We start from the raw sequence: 11,343 nt of genomic DNA on the forward strand, positions 1-11,343 counted from the left end.
CGGGCCATGGGGGCTCCTCGCCGATCGGGAGCAGACATTACTCCCACACCGCGAAACCACATCACAGGGCGCAAGAAGAAGAGCGCCAGAATGACGGCCGGAGGGCGAGGCCGGCCCGTCGGCGACGAGAGGATCAGCGCCGCCCTTCCTTTGCCCGAGACTCGAGGACCTGCCGTTCCACCCTTCCGATGTGCCCAACTTGGCCCTCCGTGAGGCGGAACAGCGGCTTTTGGCGCCCTAGCGCTTCCTCAATAGCCTCTCGACGCTCCTCATCGGTCATCCTATGAGACCAAGCCTTGTTCTCAATATCGTCATTATCTGACATTACTTCTCCGTTTCAGTGCTTCTCCCGCAACACCGGCTACATTACGTCAGCCGATTCCCGAGGGCGATCCGTCGCTGCGCCATCCGAGCAGATCGACAAGTACCCGCGCCAGCGCGTCCGCGGCCGTGCTGTGTGCTCGACGGCCCTCACTCGTGGCGAGAATGGTCCTACCAGTGGTGTGAGACACCGACAAGACGCCGATGGTGGCACCCGCGGCGTTCAACACAGGCATCGCCGCTACTTCCGTGAGATTCGCGTAGCGCCGCTGCCGGTTCTCATCAAGGTTGTGGGTCCCATCATGCGTCGCGCTGCCTGTGGCAATCTGGTACTCGCCCGTATCGTAGGCCGAACCGGTGACACCCTCACCGCGCCTCCATCCCCGCTGCTCGCCCTCGGGTTGGCCTGTGCGCAGCACAGCAAAGAGTTTCTCCTTGTCGTCGTCGAACATGAAGAACCGAAACTCGCATTCACGGAATCCCGGATAGGCGGACTTCGCCTCCTCGATGATCCCCTTCGTGGCGAGCGTGGCGACAAGATAGCGGGTGGCGTCGAGCGTCTCCGACCGGCTGACCGACGCGTCATTACGGGCCAAGTCGTCTGACACCTCCTTGGCTACCTTCGCTCGCTGGAGTGCCGGTGCCTGCATGTCCACGGAACCGCCTGGCCATTTCACGCTTCTCAACCAAGGGGCCATCGCACCTATCGCCACGGAGACCGATCCAGCAACAAGGGCGGTCGTAGCGAACGTGGTGTGGCCAACGAAGAAAAACGAAGCGACGACAATCGCTGTGCCGAAAACACAGGTGTAGATGCGGCCGATGTCGTTGCCGACCAGCCGCCCGCTCCTACGCGACCAGCGACGAACCGATACGGCCAGCCGACTGCTCATGCGTCGCGCCATGCGCAGATCATGGTACAGAACTCAAGTCCTGAGATAATCCTCCTCAATCGCCGAGGCGTCGGCACCGTGTTGATGCCATCCCGAGTAGTCGCCATGATCAGCCGGCGGGGGTGTCCACGGGCGGGGGGATCGGAGGCCGGGCGGTCAGCCGGCGGCGGGGACTCCGGCGACGAGAATGGTGGCGAACATGCCCACCACCGCCAACGCGAACCCGATGATCATGTACGTGACCGTCCTGAGGTCGCGAGTGAGGTCGGTGCGGAGTTGCGCGAGGTCGGACTTGGTGGCGAGCTGCTCCCAGTCGGGCGGGAGGCGCTCGATGAGGGCGTCGGCGGTCTCGGGGTCCATGTGCTCAGTCAGGCTGCGGTGCAGATGCGCGGTCTTGGTGTCGCTCGCCGTCACGGGATCCTCCTGCGGCTCTCGGTCTGCCGGTCGCGGTCCCGCCTGCGGGACGAGTCGGCTCCGGTGTCCGGGCCATGGGGGCTCCTCGCCGATCGGGAGCAGACATTACTCCCACACCGCGAAGTATAGCAGAGCAGAACAATCCGGACTCCGGCCACTGACCGGCGGGAGACAGATCCCGGTTCAGACCGGGGTCCAGCCTGGGGCGCAGATCTGCGGGGGGCACTGGATTCCGGCCTGCGCCGGAATGACGATGGAGGGCGGGGACGCCGGAGGGCACTGGATTCCGGCCTACGACGGAATGACGATGGAGGGCGGGGACGCCGGGGGGCTCTGGATTCCGGCCTGCGCCGGAATGACGAACAAGAGAGAGGTGCAGGTGCAGAAAACGGCGAGGGGGCCGGCGCTGGGCCGGCCCCCTCGGGTTAGGAATCTAGAGTTGGATCAGCCGGTGAAGCTGTCCCTGGGCGGACCGTCGTCCTCCGCGGACGGAACCATGTCGCCGCCGTCGCCCATGTCGCCGCCGTCGCCCATGTCGCCGCCGTCGCCGGTGTCGCCCATGTCGCCGCCGTCGCCCATGTCGCCGCCGTCGCCGGTGTCGCCCATGTCGCCGCCGTCGCCCATGTCGCCGCCGTCGCCGGTGTCGCCCATGTCGCCGCCGTCGCCCATGTCGCCGCCGTCGCCGGTGTCGCCCATGTCCTCGCCGCCGCCCATGTCGCCGGTGTCGTCCATCGGCTCTTCAGCCGGTGGCTCCGGTGGAGGCGGTGGCGAGCAGTCGAATTCGACCTCGAGCCGCGCAGGATCGTCGGCGCCTGCCAGTTCCAGCGGCGAGTTGTTCGAAACCGCGCAGTGAGCCGGCACCGCGCCCTTCACGGTGGCCGATGCGGAGCAGCTCTTGCCATCTTTGTCCAGCATGTAGGCCGCCTTGGCCGCGAAGTTCGTGGTGCTGTCGTTGATGACCGCAGTCACGTTGAAGTAACCCGTCCGCAGTTCCACGAGGATTGAACTGCCTACGGAATGGATACCGCTGCTCGCCGACGGGCCGGACGTGACCTGACCAAGATTGGCCGGCAGGTCGGGAGCGCCACAGTTGTCATCGCTGAAGTCGTAACCGACGCTGGCACCACCGGCGTCGCCGGTGACTCTCTGCAGCAGGACAACGTCTACCGTCGCCACCGAAACGGTCAGGTCTGGCACGTTCACGTCGTTGTTGTCTTCCACGGTAGCGGTGTCGCCGTCGGGACCACCGTCACTCGCTGCCGACCCTGGGGTCTGGTCCTTCTTCAAGTTGCCCTCTGAGCGTGCCGAGCCGTCGCCTGCTGCGAACCCTGGGGGCAGGGCGGCCGTGACGGTGTACTCACACTCGGCTCCGCCGAGCGACCGGTCGACCACTTCCAGCGTGGCCTTCTGCAGCTTGTTGTCGTCGGCGTCGGCCTTGGTGTCCTCGCTCACCTCGTTGCAGCCCTCGGGGACCTTGCCGTCAGCGGCCTTCTCCGGCGCGGCGGTGATTGTGAACGGGGTGGCCGAGGCGGCACCAGCGTCCCGCTCGTTCGCCCTGGCCGGCGTCTTCACCGTCGTCCCGGCGGTGCCGCCCGTGCATGGATCGTCGCCCGACGCGGCATCGATGTCGGCCTGCGAACAGGTCACGGCCGCAACGCTCGGGTATCCCTTGACAGTGACGTTCAGCTTGGCCATCAACGCGCAGCCGTTGGCCGTGAGCGCTAGCAGGACATTAGTGCCGACGGCGGGCGTATTGAACGAGTCGATCCGGCAGGTCGCGCCGTCGGCGTTCACATGGGTGGCCTTCCACTCGTAGTTGCAGTCGCTGTCGATCACGACGCCCTGCTGCTGCTGAGATCCGTCACCGTCGGTGGTATCGGTGCCATCGTCGTTGACGGTAATCGTCACCTCGCCGGTAGGGCCGGACGTACCGTCGCCGGGATCGCATCCGCCCAGCGTCTTCCAGCTGACCGTGTACGTACCCACGTTGCCGGAAGCCGGGCTCTGGATCGTGACCACTTGCTTGGCGGCCGAGGCGGGGCTGGAGGCCAGCGCCAGTACCACGGCCAGTAGACCGGCGACGCTCAGGACGCTGGTCAGAATCTTTCTCATCTCGCTTGGGTTCCTTCCCTTGATTCCTTGAGGCTCCCCGGCACGCGCCGGGACGGCTGCCTCACTCCAACAGGACTACTACATTACACCCCGGCAGCGCCGCGGGCAACACCTGTGTGATGACGCCCGCCGCGGCGCTCCGCCGCACGGGGCGGTCAGCCGCCGAATCCGGCGAACAAGGCGAGATAGAGAGGGGTGAGCAGCACTGCCACGCCCACCAGCAGTTGGGCGGCCCGCTTGTCGATCCTGGCCTCGACGCGCTCGAACTTGGCGTGCACGACCTTGAACTCGGCGTCCACGCGCTCGAACCTGGCGTCCACGCGCTCGAACCTGGCGTCGATCTTGGCGAACCTGGCGTCCACGCCCTTGAACTTGGCGTTGGTCTCGGTGAACCGGGCGTCGATCTTGGCGAACCTGGCGTCCCACTTGAGGTCCATGCGCTCCTCGAGGGCCGCCAAGTCGGTCTTCGTGGCCAACTCGCGCCAGTCCACGGGCGGAAGGCTGTCCATGAGCGTCTTGACCTGCGCCTCCGGCAGCACCTCGCTCAGCCCCTTCCGCAATTCGTGCCGTTCCGTCTCTGTCGGCGTCACCGGTAACTCCCTCCTCGTCGTGCCAACCGCAGGGTCCAAGACCAAGAGGGGAGCCGAAACCCCCGAACGTTCAGAAGACCATAACAGTCCGCCCCGTCGCAGGCAACCGGGCGGGAGACCCCGCCGGCCACTGCACCGGAACATCGGACCGACACCGCAGGGCGACGGAGCGAACCCCGCCCCCCGCGGCGTGGCGGCGAGGCTGGCACCCACCGCCCCCCGCCGCGTGCCGCGTGCCTCCCGGCCGGCGCGTCCGCCGCCTCGATCCCGCCCGCGGTCGTCGGGTCCGAGACGACCCCCCCCCCCCCGGCCCGGCGCTGGGCCGGCGAGTGCGGAGTTCGGCGGATCACGATAGGGTCGCCCCGTTCGAACTCGCCGTCTGAACCCGGCCGGCCGGCTTCCCTCTCGACACATCGGCCACCCCAGCACCCACACCCGGTGGCTATACTCGGAGGAGAAGCAATGGAACCAGCAGTACTCGCACTCGTCGGACTGACCTTGACGGTCGTGATCCACCTTGACCGCTCCCGCGACAAGGCCATGCAGAAAGGCTTCAACGCGCTCGCCGGCGCGCTGAACCAACTCCGCACCGAGACGACCGAGAACGACGACAAACTCCGCGCCGAGATGCAGACAGGATTCGCCGCCAACGCGACCGCGCTGAACCAACTCCGCACCGAGACGACCGAGAACGACGACAAACTCCGCGCCGAGATGCAGACAGGATTCGCCGCCAACGCGACCGCCCTCCTCGAACTCGCCCGGAACGTCGGCCGGGTCGAGGGCCGCACCGAAACCCTCGTCACCAGCCAGTAACCCACCGGGAACACCCTTCGGCGCTCGCTGAGCCTGGCGGCGACCGTGCGACCCATCGAGGACCCCGACGGGTTGGTCGCCACCGTCGTCGGCATCCCCGGAGCGTGGGGCTCCGGTGCAACGCCCGACGAAGCGCTGGCCGACCTCCACTCCGTGCTGATCGGCTGGGCCACCCTCAAGCTCGAAGACGGCGACCGTGACATCCCCGCCATGAAGGGCATCCGCCTCGTCCTCGACACATGAGCCAGCGGCTCACGCCCGTCAGGGGAGCCGGCGCCCCCGAAGCTTCAGCGGTTGGCTGCGGTCTCGCGAACGAAGTCGTCGCTGTCAGTGGCCAGGGCGGCGAGGGCGGCGGCCGGGATGGCGGGGTGGGTGGCCGCGATGCGGCGGACCAACGGGACCCGGTCCCGGGCCAGGCGGGCGAGTGTCTCGGGCGGAGTGGAGGGGTTACCCGCCACGGTGGCGCGGAGCGACTTGCACCAACTCCTCCCCAGGCGCCGGAGGGTTCTCGGCGGCGCCGCCGGGTTGGCCGCCACTTCGCCTCGAATGATCACCTCGAAGGGGAAGTACCGGTAGGCGCGGGACGTCCGGTCGAGCAACTCCGGCGGTGTCGAGGGGTTCGCCGCCAGTCTGGTGCGCAACCGCCAGTGGCGCCGCCTCCACAACTTCGCCAGCACGTCCAGAGGCGCCCCGGGGTTGCCTGCAAGGACGAAGCGCACGATGTGGCTGGTGTCCCCGGCGAGCATCCCGAGAACCCTGGCGTCCGCGTGGGTGTTCCCAGCGACGGCGCTTCGCACCGACTCGACGGGGTCGGAGGCGAGTATCCCGTGAACCCTGGCGTCCGCGTGCGTGTTCCGGGCGACGGCGCTTCGCACCGACTCGTCCGAGTCGGAGGCGAGCCGGGCGAGGACATCCGGGGGTGCGGTGGCGTTTGCCGCCACCCCCCTGCGGAGGCTGTCGTCGGGGTCGGCGGCCAGCCGACGCAGATCGTCGGCCGATGTATCGGGGTTCCAGGCGGCGTAGGGCCGGGGCTTGGTTCCCGAGTCGTGGTTCATCACGTCCTCCTTGTCGTCTGCGGTCGTCTGCGGTCGTATCGGTTGTGTGCGGTTCTGTGTTGGCTTGGCGGCCGGTCGGGTCGGGGTGAATGATCGCGGCTTGCTGGCCGGTCGTGGCTTGGCGGGTCACGGCCTCGACTCGAACGGGTTGATGGTCGGCAGACCGAACAGTTCGAAGTACTCGACGTTGCCGGTGACCACCGTGAGGCGGTGCACCAGGGCGGTGGCGGCGTTCATGGCGACGTCCAACGCCGCCTCCGGATGCCGGTGCATGAGGCGCGCCCACTCCCGGAACGTGGCGGCGTCGGCGGCCAGCACGCCGTAGGCGCATCGCAGCCGCAGGAGCCACTCCTCGAGTTCCTGCGCCATCAGAGTGTCCGTCGTCGTGGCCTTCTCCCGGGTCTCCTCGACGACCCTCTGGATCACGCCGATCGCCATGGCCGAGATGTGCAGCCGGTTGGCGGGAACGCCGGTGACCCAGTCGAGGACGGCTTGGCCCCGCGTCCGCCGGAACAGCGCCACGATCACGCCGGCGTCGAGCAGGTAGGCGGCCGACTCCGCCCGCTCGAGCCGGTCGGCGGGGCGGAGGTGGCGCTCGGGGCGGGGCGGCGGTGGCGCTCCGGTGGCGACCGCGGGCTCGAGCAGCAGTTCCTTCAGCGAGGGGACGGCGCCCTCCAACCGCCGCCATTGCTCGATGGGAACGACCGCCGCAATCTCGGCGCCCCGCCTGGTGATGATCTGCGGTCCCTCGGTGAGGCTCGCATCGAGCATCTCGCTGAAGCGCGCCTTGGCGTCCTGCACCTGCCAGGCGGTATCGGGACGCCCGCCGGCGAGGGTCTGCGGGCCGCTGCTCAGCGGCGAACCAACGTTCTGGTCAGTCACCTGACCAGATTAGCACACCGTGTTGCGGGCCGGAGCCGACCGGTCGGGGAGACCGTCGACGCGGCCAGGCCGGTGGTTCGGTCCGGGCGTGGGTGTGTCGAGCCTCTCAGCAGCCCAACTCTCGGAGGCCGTTGCGGAGGCCGCCGACGCGGAACTGGGCGATGCCGATCGGCACGTTGTCCTGGCCCGTCACCCACATGGACACAGGGTTGTCGCGGCCGGCCGGGCGGGCAGGCGGGCGACGGATTGGCATTTTACTGATATTTCAAATCTTTTTATTGTCTTATATACTGATCCGGTCGGGACGGTCGGTCTAGACTGGAGGTGCGAATGGCGAGCCGAGGCCGCGGCCCTGGCCGCTGCAGAGGAGGCGAGCATGAGCGTTCTGTCCGAACTGGACCCCGATGTGGCGTATCCCGCCACTCCCAGCGTGCCTGACTCCGACCTGCACTCGCTGGTCCGGTACCTCACCTACGGCGCGCTGCGCGAGCACTTCGCCGGGCGCCCCGACTGCTTCGTGGGCCAGGACCTCAACATCTACTACCGCCGACACCCTCGGCGCGCGTCGGTGGCGCCCGACGTGTTCGTCTGCTACGGCGTCCACTCCGGGGATCTGGAACTGGCGGCCAGCTACCGGCTGTGGGACGTGGGCGCGCCGCCGGCGTTCGTGCTGGAGATCGCCTCGGAGAACACCTACCCGGCCGACCTCGAGGAGAAACCCGCCAAGTACCTGGAGATGGGCGTGGAGGAGTACTGGCGCCTCGACCCCACCGGCGGCGATTTCTACACCCCCATCCTCCAGGGCGACCGCCGAACCGGCGACACCTGGGAAGCCATTGCGGTGGATGATGACGGCAACGGCGGCCTCTGCGGCCACAGCGGTGTCCTCAACCTCGACCTATGTGCCCAAGCGCACCAACTCCGCCTCCGAGACCCCCGGACCGGCAACTGGATACCCGATCCCACCGAAATGCGCCACCAACGAGACCACCTGCGCGAGTCCCGCGACGCCGCCGAGGCGCGTGCGGAGGCCGCCGAGGCGCGTGCGGAGGCCGCCGAGGCCGAGTTGGCGGCACTGCGGACCCGACCGGACGACCAGACCTAGCCGAGCGAGGTCGAGCCGCCGCGGCGACTAAGGGTCGCCGCCTCGCGGACCGACTCGTCGCTGTCAGCGGCCAGGGCCGCGAGGGCGGCCGGCTTGGCGGCCGGCGTGGGGGTGCCGAGCCGCTCAGCAGCCCAATTCTCGGAGGCCGTTGCGGAGGCCGCCGACGCGGAACTGGGCGATGCCGATCGGCACGTTGTTCTGGCCCGTCACCCACATGGACGCACGGTTGTCACGGTCGAGGCCCGCGGAGTGCACGAAACCCGCCGCGTCCCTCGACACCGCATATTGGGGGTCGAGGCTCTCCATATTGGGGGTCGAGGCTCTCCGCCGTCGTCAGATCCACCCAGTACTCGCGCTGCCACTCGCCCCAGTTGAACTGCAGGCTGACCGACACCCGGCGGGTGATGGCGCCGCCGGGGCGGCGACGAGCAGCCCGCCCGCCAGGACGCAGAATGCGACCGTTGCCCGGATGCGCGCATAGGCGACTCCCGCCGTCGTCGCCGTCCTGAAGCACGTGGACGCCCGGACTAGTGCGCGCATAGGCGACTCCCTCTGTGACTAGTGATTCTTCCTATCGCCGGGGGCCGCGGTGTCCCGACCGGGGGCCGGGCGGCGGGTGCGTGAGGCGGCCAGGGGTTGGGAGGTGCCGGCGGTGGGTTGGGGGGTGGGTGTCACACCCTCTTCATACTATTCGGGGCATGGAAACAACCGGGGTGCCCGGCTGCGGCAGGCCAGATGTGGTGGACGACAGCGGGGACGGCGGCGGGGTTGGGGGGCCAGTGTCACACCCTCTTCATACTATTCGGGGCATGGAAACAACCGGGGTGCCGAGGCTCGGGGCCGGCGCGGGCAGCGGTGGCGGGGACGTGGCGGGGGGTGCCGGGGTTGTCGGCGGCGGGGTGAGCGGCGGAGTGGCCGCGGCGCTCGACGTGGGGGGTGGCGGGGATCTCGGCGGCGAGGTGAGCGGGGTGATGAGCGGCGGGGTGTGCCGAAGCGGCGGGGTGAACGGCGGCGGGGCCGTGGCGCCTGAGGCGAGTGGTGGCGGGGACGTGGCGCCTGAAGTGATCGTCGTTGGTGCTCGGGATGCGGTCGGGCGGGTGGCGGCGTTGGTGGGGGCGCTGTTGGGTGAGCTCGCAGGCCTGTCGTTGGATGGGGCGGGGCGAGGGGTGCTGCGGGGCGTGGTGGCAACGCTGGCGCGGGTGCGTGCGGGCGCCGATGCGGCGGAGGCTCGGGTCGCGGGCGCGCTGGAGCGGCTCGACGACGGCGGACTGGATGTCGTAGAGGTGTTGCGGCGCAATACGGGCTCGTCGCAGCGCGAGGCGAGGCGGCGGTGGCGGCGGGCGAGGGCGTTGAGGCAGATGCCCAACGTCGCCAGGGCGCTGGCGGCCGGGGACATCTCGACCGAACACGCGGAGGCGCTGGCGCGGGCGGCGGCGGCGACCAGCGCCGAGGTTGTCGACGGCGACGCCGAGTTGCTGGCGCGGGTGGCCGGGGTGCCCGCCGATCGGGCCGGGCGATACATCGAGGCGTGGACCCAGCGCCACCACGATCCCTTCGACCTGCAGCAACAGCACCTGCGGCAGCGTCGGCGGCGGCGCCTGAACTTCGGCGACGGCGAAGACGGGATGCTGATGGCGCACGCCGCGTTCGATCGCGTGCTGGGAGCGCAGTTCCGATCGCTGATCAACGGCATCGCCGACCGCATCTGGCGGGCCGAAGGGGGTCGGGACAACCCCAACAGTCGCAGCGCTGAGCAGAGGCGGCTGGACGCCCTGGCCATTGCCGTCGGCCTGGAGCCGCCGCCGGCCGCCGCGACACCGCGGGATCCGGCGGGGCGTGCCGAACCGGCGGGGCGTGCCGAACCGGCGGGGCGGGGCCCGGCGGCGGCTCCTCAGGCGCAGCCCGGGGAGGAGGCGGTGCCGACGACTCCCCGCGAGCCCGGGTCACAGCCCGCGGAGGAGGCGGTGCCGACGACTCCCCGCGAGCCCGGGTCACAGCCCGCGGAGGAGGCGGTGCCGACGACTCCCCGCGAGCCCGGGTCACAGCCCGCGGAGGAGGCGGTGCCGACGACTCCCCGCGAGCCCGGGTCACAGCCCGCGGAGGAGGCGGTGCCGACGACTCCCCGCGAGCCCGGGTCACAGCCCGCGGAGGAGGCGGTGCCGACGACTCCCCGCGAGCCCGGGTCACAGCCCGCGACTGGATCTCTGGTGGTGACGCCGCGGCACCAGATCGTGATCGTGGCCTCCACCGACGTGATCTCGGGCAAGGATCCGCAGGGTCGCTGCGAGATTCCGGGAGTCGGCCCGATTCCCCTGAGCGAACTGGAACGGCTCGCCTGCGACGCCGAACTGTTCGGCGTGCTGTTCTCCGGCGAGGGTGAGCCACTGTGGCACGGCCGGGGCGAGCGGACCGCCACCGACGCCCAGCGCCGCGCCCTGGTGGCCCGCGACGGGGTCTGCGTGCTGTGTGCCGACGAGCCCGCCCGCTGCGAGGCGCACCACGTCAAGCCCTGGGCCAAGCCGTCCGAAGGGCCCACCGACATCGACAACATGGCGCTGCTGTGCGGCACGTGCCATCGCCGCCTGCACAACCACCGGCGAGTCCTGCGCCGCGGGCCCGACGGCGCCTGGGGCACCGCGCCCGATCCGCGCTTCACCGGACGACGAAAGCCGGTCCGCCCGCCCGGCAACAGCGTCCGTCGCGCAGCAGCGTCGGAAACGTCCGCCTGCCGGCTGGCCGCGCTCGAGATGACGATGAAGGTCGAGGCGCAGTGCTTCACGCAGGGCGTAGGGCGAACAGGCTGGGACTTGGACCACCGGTCAGAGCCGGCCGTGGCATCCCGGCTCGGTCGATGGGCGACCGCGGGAGGAACCGGGCAGCGCCTTGGAGGCAAACAGCGTCCTGGAGGCAGACAGCCCCCCTGACGCCGGGAGCGCCGCGGAGGCGGGCAGCGCCTCGGAGGCAAACAGCGTCCTGGAGGCAGGCAACCCCCCTGACGCCGGGAGCGCCCCGGAGGCGGGCAGCCCCCAGAGCGGTTTCCCGCTACGGGGGCTCGGCGGGCTGCGGCGACACGACACCCGGCGACGCGGGCAGCCCCCGGCCGGCTCCCGCTACGGGGGCTCGGCGGGCTGCGGCGACACGACACCCGGCGACGC

The 11,343-nt window shown here is 69.8% G+C and carries 12 protein-coding genes and 1 pseudogene; 5 read left to right on the forward strand and 8 right to left on the reverse strand.

Going from position 1 to position 11,343, the window contains the following annotated elements; all coding sequences use genetic code 11:
- Positions 1-371: 371 nt before the first annotated feature.
- From OXG55_04465 to OXG55_04480, 4 genes are all read right to left on the reverse strand, one after another.
- Positions 372-1,226: a GAF domain-containing protein gene (locus OXG55_04465; protein ID MCY4102510.1), complete on the reverse strand. Its 855-nt coding sequence runs from the start codon at positions 1,224-1,226 to the stop codon at positions 372-374.
- 144 nt (positions 1,227-1,370) lie between these two features.
- Positions 1,371-1,628, reverse strand: a complete 258-nt coding sequence (locus tag OXG55_04470; GenBank protein MCY4102511.1) for a hypothetical protein — start codon at positions 1,626-1,628, stop codon at positions 1,371-1,373.
- 444 nt (positions 1,629-2,072) lie between these two features.
- Positions 2,073-3,740: a hypothetical protein gene (locus tag OXG55_04475; GenBank protein ID MCY4102512.1), complete on the reverse strand. Its 1,668-nt coding sequence runs from the start codon at positions 3,738-3,740 to the stop codon at positions 2,073-2,075.
- Between the two features lie 155 nt (positions 3,741-3,895).
- Positions 3,896-4,330, reverse strand: coding sequence for a hypothetical protein (locus OXG55_04480; protein ID MCY4102513.1), 435 nt, complete (start codon positions 4,328-4,330; stop codon positions 3,896-3,898).
- Between the two features lie 462 nt (positions 4,331-4,792).
- Between OXG55_04480 and OXG55_04485 the strand changes: the two genes are divergently transcribed.
- Positions 4,793-5,146 carry a hypothetical protein gene (locus OXG55_04485; protein MCY4102514.1) on the forward strand — a complete coding sequence of 118 codons (354 nt, stop codon included), beginning with the start codon at positions 4,793-4,795 and terminating at the stop codon, positions 5,144-5,146.
- Between the two features lie 45 nt (positions 5,147-5,191).
- On the forward strand, positions 5,192-5,389 hold the full coding sequence (locus OXG55_04490; protein MCY4102515.1) for a hypothetical protein: 198 nt from the start codon (positions 5,192-5,194) through the stop codon (positions 5,387-5,389).
- 44 nt (positions 5,390-5,433) lie between these two features.
- Here OXG55_04490 and OXG55_04495 read toward each other — a convergent pair whose 3' ends face one another.
- The 3 genes and pseudogenes from OXG55_04495 to OXG55_04505 form a co-directional block, all read right to left on the reverse strand.
- A complete protein-coding gene (locus OXG55_04495; protein MCY4102516.1) occupies positions 5,434-6,201 on the reverse strand; it encodes a hypothetical protein in 768 nt (255 codons plus the stop codon).
- A gap of 639 nt (positions 6,202-6,840) precedes the next feature.
- Positions 6,841-7,056: pseudogene (locus tag OXG55_04500) on the reverse strand (type II toxin-antitoxin system Phd/YefM family antitoxin).
- Positions 7,057-7,189: 133 nt separating this feature from the next.
- Positions 7,190-7,336 carry a hypothetical protein gene (locus OXG55_04505; protein ID MCY4102517.1) on the reverse strand — a complete coding sequence of 49 codons (147 nt, stop codon included), beginning with the start codon at positions 7,334-7,336 and terminating at the stop codon, positions 7,190-7,192.
- A 123-nt stretch (positions 7,337-7,459) separates the two neighbouring features.
- Between OXG55_04505 and OXG55_04510 the strand changes: the two genes are divergently transcribed.
- Positions 7,460-8,188, forward strand: a complete 729-nt coding sequence (locus tag OXG55_04510) for a Uma2 family endonuclease (GenBank protein ID MCY4102518.1) — start codon at positions 7,460-7,462, stop codon at positions 8,186-8,188.
- 123 nt (positions 8,189-8,311) lie between these two features.
- On the opposite strand, the gene OXG55_04515 is transcribed toward OXG55_04510, so the two are convergent.
- Positions 8,312-8,494 (reverse strand): hypothetical protein, encoded by a 183-nt coding sequence (locus OXG55_04515; protein MCY4102519.1) that lies wholly within the window; start codon positions 8,492-8,494, stop codon positions 8,312-8,314.
- Between the two features lie 503 nt (positions 8,495-8,997).
- Here OXG55_04515 and OXG55_04520 point away from each other — a divergent pair.
- Positions 8,998-11,112, forward strand: coding sequence for a DUF222 domain-containing protein (locus tag OXG55_04520; GenBank protein MCY4102520.1), 2,115 nt, complete (start codon positions 8,998-9,000; stop codon positions 11,110-11,112).
- Positions 11,072-11,343 (forward strand): hypothetical protein (locus OXG55_04525; GenBank protein ID MCY4102521.1); only part of this gene is annotated, 272 nt, incomplete at its 3' end. The genes OXG55_04520 and OXG55_04525, both read left to right, overlap by 41 nt.

It is taken from the genome of bacterium, assembly GCA_026708055.1.
Taxonomy (GTDB): domain Bacteria; phylum Actinomycetota; class Acidimicrobiia; order Acidimicrobiales; family CATQHL01; genus VXNF01.

Coding starts and splice junctions, on each gene's coding strand:
- OXG55_04465 (MCY4102510.1), bottom strand. CDS start 1,226: ATGGCGCGACGCATGAGCAGTCGGCTGGCCGTATCGGTTCGTCGCTGG.
- OXG55_04495 (MCY4102516.1), bottom strand. CDS start 6,201: ATGAACCACGACTCGGGAACCAAGCCCCGGCCCTACGCCGCCTGGAAC.
- OXG55_04520 (MCY4102520.1), top strand. CDS start 8,998: ATGGAAACAACCGGGGTGCCGAGGCTCGGGGCCGGCGCGGGCAGCGGT.
- OXG55_04515 (MCY4102519.1), bottom strand. CDS start 8,494: ATGGAGAGCCTCGACCCCCAATATGCGGTGTCGAGGGACGCGGCGGGT.
- OXG55_04510 (MCY4102518.1), top strand. CDS start 7,460: ATGAGCGTTCTGTCCGAACTGGACCCCGATGTGGCGTATCCCGCCACT.
- OXG55_04475 (MCY4102512.1), bottom strand. CDS start 3,740: ATGAGAAAGATTCTGACCAGCGTCCTGAGCGTCGCCGGTCTACTGGCC.
- OXG55_04485 (MCY4102514.1), top strand. CDS start 4,793: ATGGAACCAGCAGTACTCGCACTCGTCGGACTGACCTTGACGGTCGTG.
- OXG55_04505 (MCY4102517.1), bottom strand. CDS start 7,336: ATGCCAATCCGTCGCCCGCCTGCCCGCCCGGCCGGCCGCGACAACCCT.